Source organism: Mycobacterium numidiamassiliense (assembly GCF_900157365.1).
Classification (GTDB): Bacteria; Actinomycetota; Actinomycetes; order Mycobacteriales; family Mycobacteriaceae; genus Mycobacterium; species Mycobacterium numidiamassiliense.
The window spans coordinates 29,824-46,572 of record NZ_FUEZ01000003.1 but is presented as its reverse complement, the minus strand read 5'-3'; the positions used below and the strand labels follow the sequence as shown (position 1 = coordinate 46,572).

General features: G+C 68.8%; 3 protein-coding genes. All 3 read left to right on the top strand.

Annotated elements, in window-relative coordinates; all coding sequences use genetic code 11:
* The first annotated feature begins 146 nt into the window (after positions 1–146).
* From MNAB215_RS00090 to MNAB215_RS00080, 3 genes are read left to right on the top strand one after another with little or no spacing between them, the layout of a single operon-like run.
* Positions 147–4,889 (top strand): SDR family NAD(P)-dependent oxidoreductase, encoded by a 4,743-nt coding sequence (locus MNAB215_RS00090; protein WP_077076937.1) that lies wholly within the window; start codon positions 147–149, stop codon positions 4,887–4,889.
* Positions 4,889–11,398 carry a type I polyketide synthase gene (locus MNAB215_RS00085; RefSeq protein WP_077076936.1) on the top strand — a complete coding sequence of 2,170 codons (6,510 nt, stop codon included), beginning with the start codon at positions 4,889–4,891 and terminating at the stop codon, positions 11,396–11,398. Before MNAB215_RS00090 ends, MNAB215_RS00085 begins: the two co-directional genes overlap by 1 nt.
* Positions 11,398–16,749, top strand: a complete 5,352-nt coding sequence (locus MNAB215_RS00080; RefSeq protein ID WP_077076935.1) for a type I polyketide synthase — start codon at positions 11,398–11,400, stop codon at positions 16,747–16,749. The genes MNAB215_RS00085 and MNAB215_RS00080 overlap by 1 nt, the downstream gene beginning before the upstream one ends.

Here is a 16,749-nt window from a genome sequence, read left to right as displayed (position 1 = left end):
CGGGTGAGCCCCTCTACTGTTCCCTGTTTGCTAAAGCAGCCTGCAGACCACCGCTTCGAGGCGGTGGCATTCGCGTGGATGCACCTTGACCAAGCCCTGGTGGAGTTTGCTGGTCCGGTGACGTCCACCCGGCTGGGCGTAGCGCCATGACGTCAGGCATCCAGAGCGAGGCCGACCTTCGGCACTGGCTGGTCGACTATCTGGTGACGAACATCGGCCGCACGCCGGACGAGGTTGACCCAGACCTGTCGCTGGCCGATCTCGGCGTGAGCTCCCGCGAGTCCGTCGTGTTGTCCGGCGAGTTATCGCAGTTGCTGGGCAGGCCGGTATCCCCGATCGAGTTCTGGGAACACCCGACCATCAACGCGCTGGCCGCTTACCTGACCGCGCCCGCTCCCGACCAGGACGCGGCCGCCGCGCTCAATCGCCCGGCACATAGCTCGCTCGACGAGCCCATCGCCGTCATCGGGATGGGATGTCGCTTCCCCGGTGGAATCTCGAGTCCGGACGCGTTGTGGCAGTTCCTGGTTGATCGCGGTTGCTCGATCGGCGAGGTGCCGGCCGAACGGTGGCTGCCGTTCGAAAACGGCTCGCCAGAGGCCGCGGCGGCATTGGCACGCACCACGCGCTGGGGCTCGTATCTGTCTGACATCGACGCCTTCGATGCGGAGTTTTTCGAGATCGCCGCAAGCGAGGCAGCCAAGATGGACCCGCAGCAGCGTCTGCTGCTGGAAGTCGCCTGGGAAGCCCTGGAGCACGCCGGAATTCCGCCGAACTCGCTGCGTCGGTCGCAGACCGGAGTCTTCGCCGGGTCATGCGGGACCGAATACGGCTTCCTTGGGGCCGGCGACATCGCCCAGGTGGACGCCTGGAACAACACGGGCGGCGCGATGAGCATCATCGCCAATCGCCTCTCGTATTTCCTTGACCTGCGCGGCCCGTCGGTGGCGGTGGATACCGCCTGTTCGTCGTCGTTGGTGGCCATTCACCTGGCCTGCCAAAGCCTTCGCACCCAGGACTCGCACCTGGCCATCGCGGCCGGGGTGAACGTGTTGTTGTCCCCGGCGGTATTTCGCGGTTTCGACCAAGCCGGCGCGTTGTCGCCGACCGGTAGGTGCCGCGCGTTCGATGCGGCGGCCGACGGCTTTGTGCGCGGTGAGGGCGCCGGGGTGGTGGTACTCAAACGGTTGACGGACGCGCAGCGCGACGGCGACCGGGTGCTCGCGGTGATCTGCGGCTCGGCAATCAATCAGGACGGCCGCTCCAACGGACTGATGGCCCCCAACCCGGCGGCGCAAATGGCGGTGCTACGCGCCGCCTACGCCAACGCCGGGATGCAGCCGAACGAGGTCGACTACGTCGAAACCCACGGCACCGGAACGCTGCTGGGCGATCCGATCGAAGCCCGCGCCCTTGGCACGGTGCTGGGTCGCGGACGTTCCGAGGATTCCCCGCTGCTGATCGGCGCACTCAAGACGAACATCGGCCACACCGAGGCGGCAGCCGGGATCGCGGGCTTCATCAAGGCGGTGCTGGCGTTGCAGCGCGGCCAGATTCCGCCGAATCAGCGCTTCGAAAGCCCGAACCCACACATTCCTTTTGACGACTTGCGAATGAAGGTCGTTGACACACACATTGACTGGCCGCAGACGCGGCATCCGCGCCGGGCCGGAGTTTCCTCGTTCGGATTCGGCGGCACCAACGCGCATGTGGTGCTCGAGCAGGGTCAGGAAGTGATCCCGCCGCCGCGAGTCACCCCCGATCCGGATGTGTCGACCTTGGTGGTGGCGGGCAGGACACCGCGACGGGTGGCCGCGACGGCGTCGGCGCTCGCCGAATGGATGGAAGGCGCCGGGGCCGAGGTGGCCCTGCCCGACGTGGCGCACACGCTCAACCATCACCGTGCCCGGCAATCGAAGTTCGGCACGGTGGTCGCCCGTGAGCGCGCCCAGGCGGTGGCCGGATTACGCGCCCTGGCCGCCGGCCAGCACGCCCCCGGCGTAGTGGGCCCGCAGGAGAGCGACGAGGCAGGGTCGGGCACGGTATTCGTCTACTCGGGCCGCGGTTCACAGTGGGCCGGTATGGGTCGCCAATTGCTGGCCGACGAACCGGCGTTCGCCGAGGCGGTCGCCGACCTGGAGCCGGTGTTCGTCGAGCAGGCAGGATTCTCGCTGCACGATGTGCTGGCCAACGGCAAGGAACTAGTCGGCATCGAGCAGATCCAGCTCGGCCTGATCGGGATGCAGCTGACGCTGACCGCGCTGTGGCGCTCCTACGGCGTGCAGCCCGACGTGGTGATCGGACACTCGATGGGCGAGGTGGCCGCCGCGGTGGTGGCCGGGGCACTCACGCCCGCCGAGGGATTGCGGGTGACCGCTACCCGCTCGCGGTTGATGGCACCGCTGTCCGGACAGGGCGGGATGGCGCTGCTGGGGCTGGATGTGGCCGCGACCGAGACGCTGATCGCCGAGTACCCGCAGGTGACGCTGGGCATCTACAACTCGCCGCGGCAAACCGTGATCTCCGGACCCACGGAGCAAATCGACCAGCTGATCGCCAGGGCGCGTAGCCACAACCGGTTCGCCAGCCGGGTCAATATCGAAGTGGCCCCGCACAATCCAGCGATGGACGCGCTGCAGCCGGCGATGCGGGCGGAGTTGGCCGATCTGGTTCCGCACACGCCGACCATTCCGATCATCTCCACCACCTACGCCGATCCAAACCGCCATCCGGTGTTCGACGCCGGACACTGGGCCACCAACATGCGCAACCCGGTGCACTTCCAGCAGGCCATCGCCGCCGCCGGAACCGACCACCACACGTTCATCGAGATCAGCGCGCACCCGCTGCTGACCCAGGCCATCGGCGAGACCCTGCACAGCGCCCAGCACGGCAGCAGGTACACGAACGTCGGCACCCTGCAGCGCAATACCGACGACACCATCTCCTTCCGCACCAGCCTGAACACGGTGCACACCGCCAACCCGCCGCAGACGCCGCATCCTCCCGAGCCGCATATCCAGATCCCCACCACTCCGTGGCATCACACCCGGCACTGGATAGGCAACGGGGCGATCGGGTGGCACGCGCCAGAATCCTTGCAGCACAATGGTTCTGCGTCGGGCACCGCCCCGGCAGGCCCGCTCGCCGACTGGTCATATCAGCTGTCGTGGCCGGCCGCGCCCCTGGACACGAAGCCGGAAGCAGCGACCGCGAGCCGCTGGCTGGTGATCGGCGATCCCGACATCGCGACCCAGCTGTCCGCGGAAACCGTGGACGCGGATGCCGACCCGGTGGAATTGGCCGAATCGGTCGGCGATGCCGAGCACGTGTTGTTCGCGCCTGCCAATGATTCGTTCGACGTCGCGTCGTCCTATCGGCTGTTCGACCAGGTGCGCCGGCTCGCCGCGGTGCTCGCCGCCGGGAACTCGTCGGCGAAGTTGGTGCTGATCACCCGAAACGCCCAGCCCGTCTTCGACGGCGATCGCGCCAACCCCGCCCACGGGCTGCTGTGGGGTCTGGGTCGCACACTTGCCCTCGAACACCCCGAAATCTGGGGCGGCATTCTCGATTTCGATGCTTCAGTGCCGGCCCAGGTGGTGACCAGGCAGCTACTCCAGGAAGTCGGTAGCGCCACGGGCGAGGACCAGGTCGTCTACCGGCGCGGCACCCGCCACGTGGCCCGGCTGCGGCCGCGAAACCTGCCGTCGGAATCGCCGGTCACGCTGGACGCCAACACCAGCCAGCTGGTCATCGGGGCGACCGGAAACATCGGACCGCACCTGATCAGCCAGCTCGCTCGCATGGGCGCCAAGACCGTCGTCGCGGTGTCGCGGAATCCAGGCTCACGCCTGCACGAACTGACGCAAAGCCTTGCCGCAGTGGGGACCAACCTCGTCACGGTGGCCGCCGACGCCACCGACGAAGCCGCGATGGGGGCGCTGTTCGACCGGTTCGGCAGCGACCTGCCACCGCTGCAGGGAATCTACTTGGCCGCCTTTGCCGGCCAGCCGGTCTCGCTCAGCGAGATGACCGACGAGGACGTCCGGGCGATGTTCGCGCCCAAGCTCGACGCCGCCGAGCTGCTGCACCGGCTGTCATTGACGACACCGGCGGCGTCGTTGCAACACTTCGTCTTGTTCTCGTCGATCTCCGGTCTGATCGGCTCACGCTGGCTGGCCCACTACACCGCCACCAGTGGGTATCTGGACGCGCTGGCGTATGCGCGCCGGGTGATGGGGTTGCCCGCCACCACCATCAACTGGGGATTGTGGAAGTCGCTGGCCGACACCGACGAGTCCAGTCAGGTCAGTGTGGGGTCGGGGCTGCTGCCGATGGAAGACGAGGTTGCGATCGGCGCGCTGCCGTATGTGATGAGCCCCGCCGCCGGTGTGCATTCCGTTGTGGTGCAAGCGGATTGGTCGCTGCTTGCGGATGCCTACCGGGCCCGCGGGTCGCTGCACATCGTCGACGACCTGCTGCCGGCACCGGGCGAGACGACCATGCCGGAAAGCGAATTCCGCATCGCGTTGCGCGCGTGCCAGCCCGAGCGCCGCCACACCATGTTGTTCGACCAGGTCGCCAAGCTGGCCGCGAAGGCCATGGGCCTGCGCCCGGGCGAGTCACTCGATCCCTCGACCGGGTTCTTCCAACTCGGGATGGACTCGCTGATGAGCGCGATGCTGCGGCGGGCGCTGTCTGACGACCTGGGCGAGGCGCTGCCCGTATCGGTGATTTTCGACTACCCCACCGTGTACAGCCTGAGCGACCATCTGGCCAGCGTGCTGCCCGAGCTCGAAGCAACCGACGAACCGACCGCCGACGCCTATGACGAGCTGGACGAGGACGAGTTGCTGGCAGAACTTTCCGAAAGGCTACGAGGCTCTTAATGACAGCAGCCACACCGGATCGCCGGGCGATCATCACCGAGGCGCTGCACAAAATCGACGATCTCACCGCGCGGCTGGAGATCGCCGAGAAGGCCAGCACCGAACCGATCGCGGTGGTCGGCATGGGGTGCCGGCTGCCCGGCGGAGTCCAGAGCCCCGAGCAGTTCTGGGAGTTGTTGCGCGAGGGGCGAAGTGGGATCGTGCGGGTTCCCCCCGAACGGTGGGATGCCGACGCCCTGTTCACCGAGGATCACACCGTTGCAGGAACGATCTGCAATCGTGAAGGAGGCTTTCTTTCGGGCTGGAAACCGCAGGAGTTCGATGCGGAGTTCTTCGCCATCCCCCCGCGCGAGGCGGCCGCGATGGACCCGCAACAGCGCCTGTTCCTCGAAGTTGCCTGGGAAGCCTTGGAAGACGCGGGAATTCCGCCACAGGCCATCCACGGCACCCAGACGTCGGTGTTCGTCGGGGTCACCGCCTATGACTACATGCTGACGCTGTCCGCCGGGGCGCGACCCGAAGAGCTGGACGCCTATGTGCTGACCGGAAACTCGGCGAACTTCGCCGCGGGGCGCACGGCGTATCTGCTCGGCGCCCGGGGCCCGGCGGTGGTGCTGGACACGGCGTGCTCGTCGTCGCTGGTCGCCATCCACCTGGCCTGCCAGAGCCTGCGCTGGCGCGAAAGCGACACCGCGCTCGTCGGTGGGACCAACCTGCTGCTGAGCCCGGGGGCCAGCATCGCGTGCTCGCGGTGGGGAATGCTGTCGCCGGAGGGGCAGTGCAAGTCCTTCGACGCGGGCGCCGACGGCTACGTGCGCAGTGAAGGCGCCGGCGTGGTGGTGCTCAAGCGGTTGTCCGACGCCCAACGAGACGGCAACCGCATCCTCGCCGTGGTGCGCGGGTCGGCGGTCAACCAGGACGGCGCGAGCAGCGGGGTGACGGTGCCCAACGGCCCGGCGCAGCAGGCGCTGCTTCGCCAGGCGCTGTCGACGGCCAAGTTGACGCCGGCTGACATCGACTACATCGAGGCACACGGAACGGGCACACCGCTGGGCGATCCCATCGAACTCGACTCGCTGAGCAAGGTTTTCGGCGACCGGGAGGGTCGGGCACCGCTGGTGCTCGGAGCGGTCAAGACCAACCTGGGTCACCTCGAGGCGGCGGCCGGAATCGCCGGTTTCATGAAGACCGTGCTGGCCGTCGAACATGGCCGCATTCCGCGCAACCTCAATTTCACCGAGCTCACTCCCCATGCCAGCGAAGGCGTTTCGCGGCTGGCCATCGCGACCGAGGACATGGACTGGCCGGCCACCGAGCAGCCACGCCGGGCCGGGGTATCGTCGTTCGGCGTCAGCGGGACCAACGCGCATGTGGTGATCGAGCAGGCGCCGCAAGCCGCGCCCGCACCGCAACGGGATCCCGCTCCGGCGGTGACGACCCTGGTGGTCACGGGTAAGACGGCGCAGCGGGTGGCGGCGACGGCCTCGGTACTGGCCGACTGGATGGAGGGCCCCGGCGCCGCGGTGCCGCTGGCCGATGTGGCGCACACGCTCAACCATCACCGGGCCCAGCAGCCTCAGTTCGCCACGGTGGCCGCCGTCGACCGCGACCAGGCGGTGGCGGGATTGCGCGGTCTGGCCGCCGGGGATCCAACGCCGGGTGTGGTGGGCTGCCCCGAGAGCGCGGTAGGACCGGGGACGGTGTTCGTCTACTCGGGCCGGGGATCTCAGTGGCCCGGAATGGGACGTCAGCTGCTGGCCGACGAGCCCGCATTCGCCGCGGCGATCGCCGAACTCGAGCCGGTATTCGTTGCGGAGGCTGGGTTTTCGCTGCACGACGTGATCGCCGGCGGCAAGGAATTGGTCGGCATCGAGCAGATCCAGCTGGGCCTCATCGGCATGCAGCTGGCGCTGACCGCACTCTGGCGCGCCTACGGGTTGACCCCCGATCTGGTGATAGGCCACTCGATGGGAGAGGTGGCGGCCGCGGTGGTGGCCGGCGCCCTGACACCCGCCGAGGGCCTGCGGGTGACCGCGACGCGGTCACGGCTGATGGCCCCGTTGTCGGGGCAGGGCACCATGGCGATGCTCGAGCTCGACGCCGCGGCCACCGAGGCGCTGATCGCGGATTACCCGCAGGTCACCCTGGCGATCTACGCCTCACCACGCCAGACCGTCGTCGCCGGACCCACGCCGACGATCGACGAGGTTGTCGAGAAGGTGCGTGCCCAGGGCTACTTCGCCGGCCGCGTCAATATCGAAGTGGCCCCGCACAATCCGGCCATGGACCCGCTGCAGCCCCTGATGCGCGCGGAACTGGCCGATCTCACCCCGCGACCGCCGACCATCCCGATCATCTCCACCACCTACGCGGACCTCGACGCCCACCCGGTCTTCGACGCGGAACACTGGGCCACCAACATGCGCAACCCGGTGCGTTTCCAACAGGCGATCGCTCATGCCTTCAGCGGCCTGGGCCGCCCCACCTTCGTCGAGATCAGTGCGCACCCGCTATTGACCCACGCCATCAGCGAAACCCTCACGGCGAGCGACAGTCCCGGCTTCGTCAGCGTCGGAACCCTGCAGCGCGATGCACACGACACCCTGACCTTCCACACCAACCGCAACGCCACCCACACCGCCCGTCCACCCGAGACTCCGCACATCTGCGGACCCCACCCGGTGCTGCCGACGACCCCGTGGCAGCACACCGACCACTGGATCTCCGCCAGCAGCACGACACACCACGCGCCAAACACCCACCCGCTGCTCGGCTTTGGTGTCACCGACCCCACCAACGGCACCCGGGTCTGGGAAAGCGAGCTCAGCCCCGATCTGCTGTGGCTGGGCGATCACGTGATCGACGACCTCTGCGTACTACCCGGGGCTGCCTACGCCGATGTCGCGCTGGCGGCGGCCACGGAGGCGTTCGCGGAAGCAGAGGGCGCAGCGCACCGGCCGTGGATGATCCGCGAGCTCAGCCTGCACCAGGTTCTGCAGGTAACCGACGGCACGGTTCTGGTCACCACGCTCACCGGCAACGAACAGAACTGCCAGATCGAAATGCGCACCCACAGCGCCTCGTCGGGCTGGATCAAGCACGCCACCGCCACGGTGGCCCGCGAGGCGGGCGACCGGTTGGCACCACCCGTGGTCGATCTTCCCGATGAAGGCTCGGCGGATGTCGACCCCGACGACCTGTATCAGCGGCTGCGTGCCGCCGGACAACAACACGGACCGGCGTTCCGAGGCATCACTGCGCTGGCCGTCGGACAATCCGGTGCGGCCCGTGCCGAGGTGCGGCTTCCCTCGTCCGCCAAGGCGGGTTCCCGCAGCTTTGTACTGCATCCGGTGATGATGGATATCGCGGTGCAGGCGCTCGGTGCCACCCGGGCCGCGACCGACCTGGCCGGCGGCCAGAGCGCGCGCCAAACCCTGGTGCTGCCAATACGTTTCGCGGGCATCCACGTCTACGGCAATGTGTCCGACGGTGTTCGTTCGATAGCGAGCCTCGCCGCCACCGACCGGCCGGATCGCCTGCGAGGCCACGTCGTGCTGACCGACCGGGACGGCCGACCGTTGCTCGTCATCGACGAAGTCGAGATGGCGGTGCTCGGATCAGTAAGTAGCGCAAGCGAACTCAACAGCAATGTGTACGCGGCCGAGTGGGAGCCCGCAGCGCTGGACAAACCGGCCGCAAACCTCGGCGGCTTGTTGCTCATCGGCGACGCGGGTACTGACGATGCGCTGCTCCCGGGGCTGCAATCGTCGCTGAACGACGGCGTCGCCGACATCGATGTGGTGTCGCCGACCGACACGGCGAAACTGCGCGAGGCGATCACCCGCAAGCCATGGGACGGCATCGTGGTGCTCTGCCCGCCGCAGGCCGTCGATGCCGCACTGCCCGAGGCAACGCAGCTGGACCTGGCAATGGCGCGCACCCTGCTGATCGCGGATATCACCAAGACGGTGACACGCATGGGCGCCCGCAACAGCCCGCGGTTGTGGATCGTCACCCGCGGCGCGCAACAGGTCGACGCCGGTGATCGAGTCACGTTGGCGCAGACGGAACTTCGCGGCATCGCGCGGGTATTGGTCTTCGAACATCCGGAACTGAAGACCACCGTCGTCGATGTCGACGCGGACGGCACCGAATCCCTTGCCGCCCTGACCCAGGAGTTGCTTGCGGGCTCCGACGCCGACGAGGTCGCCCTGCGCGGCGGCCAGCGCTACCTGGGCAGGCTGGTGCCCGCGCCCACCACGCCGACCGGCGAGCTCGCCGGAGAAGCCCGAAACACCGTCGTCGATCTGGACGCCGGCGGTGCGGTGCGGCTGCAGATCGACGAACCCGGACGCCTGGACGCGCTGAGATTGCATGCGGTCAAGCGGATCCCACCGAGGGCCCACGAGGTCGAGGTTCGCGTCGGCGCGGCGGGCCTCAACTTCAGCGACGTGCTCAAGGCGATGGGCATCTATCCCACGCTGGATGGTGCGCCGCCGGTGATCGGCGGCGAGTGTGCGGGCGTCGTGACCGCCGTCGGCGCCGGCGTCGACTCGGTCCGGGTCGGACAGCGCGTCATCGCCATCGGCCCGGGGGCGTTCGGCTCGCATCTGACGACGCTGGCCGACCTCGTCACCCCGATCCCCGACTCGTTGCCGGATCCCGAAGCGGCCGCCTTCGGCATCGCCTACCTGACCGCGTGGCACTCGCTGTGCGAGGTCGGGCGGCTGGCCCACGGCGAACGGGTACTCATCCATTCCGCGACCGGCGGTGTCGGGATGGCGGCGCTCGCGATCGCCAGGATGATCGGCGCCCGGATTTACACCACGGCCGGCTCGGAAGCCAAGCGCGACATGCTCGCCGGGCTGGGTGTCGAATACGTCGGCAACTCGAGGACCGTGGACTTCGCCGACGAGATTCTCGACATCACCGACGGCTACGGCGTCGACGTCATCCTCAATTCGCTTCCCGACGAAGCGATTCAGCGAGGCGTGCAGATCCTCGCTCCCGGCGGGCGGTTCATCGAGCTGGGCAAGAAGGACGTCTACGCCAATGCCAGCCTGGGATTGGCCGCGCTGACGAAAAGCGCGTCCTTCTCCGTCGTGGACCTCGACCTGAATCTCAAGCTGCACCCGGCAAAGTACAGCGAGATGCTCGGCCGCATCCTGGGCCACGTCGCCGACGGCACACTGCAGGTACTGCCCGTCACCACGTTCACCCTCGCCGACGCGGCCGACGCCTTCGCGCTGATGGCGTCCGGCCGGCACACCGGCAAGATCGCCGTCTCAATACCCGCCCACGGCAGCGTCGACGCGATAGCGGCAACGCCGCCGCAGCCACTGGTGAGCCGCGACGGCGGTTACATCATCGTCGGCGGCATGGGCGGCCTCGGCTTCGTCGTCGCGCAGTGGCTGGCGGCCAACGGCGCGGGATTGGTTGTGCTGAACGGTCGTTCGGCCCCCAGCGCCGAAGTCCAGGCGGCGATCGCGGACATGGTCGCCGCGGGCACCCGCATCGAGGTGGTCAGCGGCGACATCGCCGAACCCGGCACGGCCGACCGGCTTGTGCAAGCGGTCGCAGACGCCGGCTTCCGGGTGGCCGGGGTGCTGCACAGCGCCATGGTCCTCGACGACGAAATCGTGCTGAACATCTCCGATTCCGCGACACGACGGGTGTTCACCCCCAAGGTCACCGGCAGCTGGCGGCTGCACCAGGCCACCGCCGGATTGGATGTCGATTGGTGGCTGACGTTCTCGTCGGCGTCCTCGCTGCTGGGCACGCCCGGCCAGGGCACCTACGCGGCGGCGAACTCCTGGGTCGACGGACTGGTCGCCTACCGCCGCTCGCAGGGACTGCCCGCCGTCGGAATCAACTGGGGCCCATGGGCCGGGGTGGGCCGCGCCCAGTTCTTCGCCGATCTCGGCGTCTCGCTCATCACCGTCGAGGAGGGGCTCGCGGCGATGCAGCGGCTGCTGTCGGCCGACCGGGCCCGTACCGGCGTGATACACCTCGACGCCCGGCAGTGGTTCCAGTCCTTCCCCGCCGCGGGTGGTTCGTCGTTGTTCGCGAAGTTGCATGACTCGTCGAAGCTCGAGCGGCGCGGCGGCGGCGCGATCCGGGCGGAACTGGATGCCAGCGAACCCGCCGAGCGCCCGGGCCGCCTGGCCGCCGCGATCGCCGACGAAATCCGGGCGGTGCTGCGGTCAACCGAGCCCATCGACCACGATCGGCCCATGGAGTCACTTGGTCTGGACTCCCTGATGGGCCTCGAATTGCGGAACAGGCTGGAGGCGAGCCTGGGCACCACGTTGCCGGCTGCCCTGGTCTGGGCCTACCCGACGATCCACGATCTTGCCGGCGCCATGTGCGAGCGTCTTGGCTACACAACGTTTTCCGAGGCCGCAGAGGCGCCGGACGCGGAGAGCGAGCTCTCCGACGAGGAAATGGAATTGTTGTCCGACCTCGTTGCGGCGAGCGAGCTAGAGACGGCAACTGGGGGCAGTGAGTAATGACAAGTCTTGCCGAACGCGCGGCGCAGATGTCACCCAAGGCGCGCGAGGTACTCGCGCGTGAGCTGGTTCGCGCGGGCACGGCCTTCCCCACCGAGGTTGCCGAACCCATCGCCGTAATCGGGATCGGCTGCCGGTTGCCCGGGAATGTGACGGGGCCCGAAAGCTTTTGGCAGCTGCTGCTCGATGGCCGTGACGCCGTCGGCGAGGTACCGCCCGATCGGTGGGACGGGGACGCCTACTACGACCCCGATCCTCAGGCGCCGGGGCGGATGACGACCAAGTGGGGGGGCTTTCTCGACGACGTCGCCGGGTTCGACGCCGACTTCTTCGGCATCACCCCGCGCGAAGCGGTCGCGATGGACCCCCAGCAGCGAATCCTGCTCGAGGTCGCCTGGGAAGCGCTCGAACATGCAGGCGTGGCGCCGGATTCGTTGAACGGCAGCCGAACCGCGGCGATCATGGGCGTGTCGGCGTGGGACTACACGATCCTCAACCTCGAACGCAACGCCGAGATCGACGCCTACATGAGCACCGGGAACCCGCACAGCGCCGCGGTGGGGCGAATCTCTTACCTGCTGGGGCTCCGCGGCCCGGCGGTCGCCGTGGACACCGCATGCTCGTCGTCGTTGGTGGCCATCCACTTGGCCTGTCAAAACCTGCGGCTGCGGGAAAGCGATGTGGCACTTGCCGGCGGGGTGCACCTGTCGCTGTCGCCGTTCACCAGCATCGCCTTGTCCAAGTGGTCGGCCCTGTCACCGACCGGTCGATGCAAGACCTTCGACGCACTGGCCGACGGATTCGTGCGCGGCGAGGGCTGCGGCGTGGTGGTGCTCAAGCGGTTGGCCGACGCACTGGCCGCCGGCGATCGCGTCCTGGGCGTGGTCCGCGGTTCGGCCATCAACTCCGATGGCCGGTCCAACGGCATGACCGCCCCGAACGCGGCCGCACAACGCGACGTGATCACCACCGCGCTGCGGATGGCCGACGCCACGGCAGACAGCGTGAACTATGTCGAAACCCACGGCACAGGAACGATTTTGGGCGACCCGATCGAATTCGAGGCGCTCGCGGCGACCTATGGCGGCGGCGACGGCCGCTGCGCGCTGGGTTCGGTCAAGACCAACATCGGACACCTGGAAGCCTCGGCCGGCGTCACCGGATTCATCAAGGCCGTGCTTTCGGTGAATCGCGGATACATTCCGCCCAACCTGCACTTCCACCGGTGGAACCCGGCGATCGACGCTTCGTCGACCCGCCTGTTCGTGCCGACCGAGCGCACCGCGTTCCCCGGCGACGGCATCCGTCGTGCCGCCGTGTCGTCGTTCGGCCTCAGCGGCACCAACGCGCACGTCGTGATCGAGCAGCCGCCGGCATCCACGGCACCGCCGTCCGCCGCGCCGGTGGTGTCAACGTTGGTGGTGTCGGGCAAGACACCGGAGCGCCTGGCGGCGACCGCCGCAAGCCTGGCCGACTGGATCGCCGGCCCCGGTGCGGCGGCCCCGCTGGCCGATGTGGCGCACACCCTCAATCATCGCCGCGCCCAACACAGCTGGTCGGGCGCCGTCGTCGCCCGTGACCGCACCGACGCGGTCGCCGGACTGCGCGCGCTGGCCACCGGCACACCGGCACCCGGTGTCGTGGCAGGCGCCGAGGGCGGCCGCGGGCCCGGCACGGTGTTCGTCTACTCGGGTCAGGGAGCGCAATGGGCAGGCATGGGCCGCAAGCTGCTGGCCGATGAACCGGCCTTCGCCGCCGCCATCGACGAGCTGGAGCCCGAATTCGTTGCCCAAACCGGTTTTTCGCTGCGGCAAACGCTCGCCGACGGCAGCCCGGTCACCGGCATCGACAAGATTCAGCCACTGCTGGTGGCCATTCAGCTGGCGCTGACCGCGCTGTGGCGCCATCACGGCATCTCCCCCGACGCGGTCATCGGTCACTCCATGGGCGAAGTGTCGGCAGCGGTGGTGTCCGGCGCGCTGACCCCCGCCGAGGGGCTGCGCATCATCGCCATCCGTTCCAAGCTGATGGCGCAGTTGTCCGGCCAGGGCGCGATGGCCCTACTCGAACTCGACGCGCCCGCCGTCGAGGCGTTGATCTCCGAGTACCCACAGGTCACGCTGGCCGTGCATGCCTCGCCGACCCAATCGGTGATCGCCGGCCCGCCCGACCAGGTGGACGCGGTCATCGCAGCGCTGACGGCGCGCAACCTGCTGGCCCGCCGCATCGAGGTCGACGTGGCCTCCCATCACCCGATCATCGACCCGATACTGCCGCAATTGCGTTCGGCGCTCACCGATTTGGCGCCCAAGCCGTCGACCATCCCGATGATCAGCACCGCGAGCGAGGATGCCGCGCCGGTGCTGGACGCCGAGTACTGGGCCGCCAACCTGCGCAACCCGGTGCGCTTCCACCAAGCCGTCAGCGCCGCGGGCGCCGATCACCACACCTTCATCGAGATCAGCCCGCACCCGCTGCTCACCCACTCCATCAACGACACCCTGGGCGAGTCCAACGCGCACGCCATCGGCACCCTGCTGCGCGACACCGACGATACCGTCACCTTCCACGCCCAGCTCGCCGCCGCGGGCCACCCGATCGCCACCGACGGCCGACTGGCCGACATCCCGGTAACCCCTTGGCAGCACACCCAATTCTGGGTCGCCGACCGGTCGGGGATATCGAACGCCGTCGCCGGCCACCCGCTGCTCGGTGTGCACATCGAAGTCCCGTCCAGCCGCGACCACGTCTGGCAGGCCGACGTCGGCACCGCGGTGTCGCCATGGCTGGCCGACCACAAGGTCTTCGGTCAGCCCACCATGCCCGGCGCAGGGTTCGCTGAAATCGCCCTGGCCGCGGCCAGCGAAGCGCTGGGCGTACCCGCGGAGGCGCTGTCGATCAACCAGCTCGAGGTCGAGCAGATGCTCACCCTGAACGAGCACACCCAGTTGACGACGCAATTGACTCGCGGTGCCGACGACAAGACCCGGATCGAAATCTATTCCCGCTCTTCGGGTCGCGACTGGTCCCGGCACGCCACGGCCAGCGCCGAAGTCCGCACACCGGACACCTCCCCCGATCGCCCCGCACCCGCGGGCGGCGGCGAGACGGCGATCAACCCGGCGGACCTGTACACCGCGCTGCGTCAGGCCGGTCAATACCACGGTCCCGCGTTCGCGGCCCTGACCGCGATCCGCCGGCTGCCCGGCGGCTCCGTCGAAACCGACATCACCCTGCCCGACGAGGCGCCGCGGTACCCCGGGTTCCGGCTGCACCCGGTCATGCTGGACGCAGCCCTGCAGAGCCTGGCCGCAGCCATCCCCGACGATGAACTCGCCGGGTCCGCCGAAGCCAGTTATCTGCCAGTGTCATTCGAGTCGGTGCGGGTGTACGGCGACCCCGGTCGGCGCGCGCGTTGCCGGGCGCAGCTGTCCGGCCTCGACGAAGCCGGCGCGGGCAAGCTCGGCCGAGTCGTCCTGACCGACGACACCGGGACGGTCACCGCCGAGATCAACGACATCTATGTGCGCCGCGTCGAACGGCGCAGTGTGCCACTTCCATTGTCGCAGAAGGTTTTCGACACCAACTGGATACCCGTTCCGGTGAGCCCCGCGCAGACCGAAGCCCCAGGCAGTTGGCTCGTGCTCACCGATCAGCAGACGCCCGAGGCAGACCAATTCATCGCGGGGTGGCGGTCGGCGGCGCGCCGGGTGATCACCGCCGACCTCACCGACGAGTCCGCCATGCTCGCCGCCCTCGACGAAGCCACCGGCGATCCCGAGCATCCGCCGGTCGGCGTCGTCGTCTTCGTCACCGCCGACCCGGACGTCACCGACGCGGGCATCGTCCGGGCGCGCGAATCGGTCTGGGCGGTCTCCACCGTCGTCCGCGCCATCATCGGCGGCTGGCATGGCCAATCGCCGAGGCTGTGGCTGGTCAGCCGCGGCGGTCTCGCGGTAGGCGACGAGCCCGGCCGGCCGGGGATCGGTGCGCTCAAGGGTTTGGTGCGGGTGCTGGCCTACGAGCATCCCGAGCTGCGCACCACGCTGCTCGACCTGGACGCCACTGCCGAGCCGCTGACAGCGCTGAATGCCGAACTGCAGGTGACGGTTTCCGACTCGATCGACGACGTCGTCGCCTGGCGGGGCGGGCAGCGCTACGTCGAGCGGCTGGCACGGGCGACCCTCGAGGAGCCCACCCGCGAAGCCGTCCGCTCGGGAGCTTCCTACATCATCACGGGCGGCCTGGGCGGCCTGGGCCTGGTGGTCGCGCGATGGCTGGCGGACAGCGGCGCCGGCCGCGTCGTCCTCAACGGGCGCAGCGAGCCGTCGGACGAGCAGCGCGCCGTGCTGGCCGAACTGGAGCGTAAGACCGAGATCGTGGTGGTCGCAGGCGATGTGGCCGATCAGGGGGTGGCCGACAAACTGGTCGCGGCCGCCGGTTCGAACCTGCGTGGCATCCTGCACGCGGCCGCGGTACTCGACGACAGCCTGATCTTCTCGATGAGCAAGGACAGCGTGGAAAGGGTGTGGGCGCCCAAGGTCATCGGGGCCCTGCGGATGCACCAGGCAAGCCTCGGTTGCGAATTGGACTGGTGGCTCGGCTTTTCCTCCACCGCGTCACTGCTGGGCGGCCCGGGCCAGACCTCATACGCGTGCGCGAGCGCGTGGCTCGACGCCCTCGTCGACTGGCGCCGCGCCTCGGGCCTGCCGGCGACGGTGATCAACTGGGGACCGTGGGCCGAGGTCGGGCTGGCCCGCGCCCTGACCGGCGGTGCCCTGGATTCCATCACCCCGGCCGAGGGCGCCGCGGCGCTGGAACCATTGCTGGCCACCGATCGTGGCCATACCGGCGTTGCGCGGCTGCGTCCAGACCGGGCGCTGATCGTCTTCCCCGAGATCCGCAACCTGGGCTATTTCACCAACGTGGTCGCCGAACTCGACGCAGCGGGTGACGGCGGCGATTGGGCCGGTCCCGAAGCACTGGCCGGCCTGGATCCCCACGAGGCGCAAGCGGTGATGACAGAGCGACTGCGCTCCCGCATCGCCGCGGTCATGGGCTACTCCGACCGATCGGCCGTCGACCCGACCGTGCCACTGATCGAGCTGGGCATGGATTCGCTGATGGCGGTGCGTATTCGCAACACCACCCGCGCGGATTTCGGAGCCGAACCGCCGGTGACGCTGCTGCTGCAAGGCGCGTCGCTACAGGACTTGACGGCCGAACTGGTTCGCCAACTCGGGCTCGGCGGGCAATCACAGACACCCCAGGCCGAAGATGGCGTTCGCGACCGGGCACAGCAGCGCGCCGCGGCGCGCCAACAAGCCGCACAGCGGCGAAAGCGAGGATAG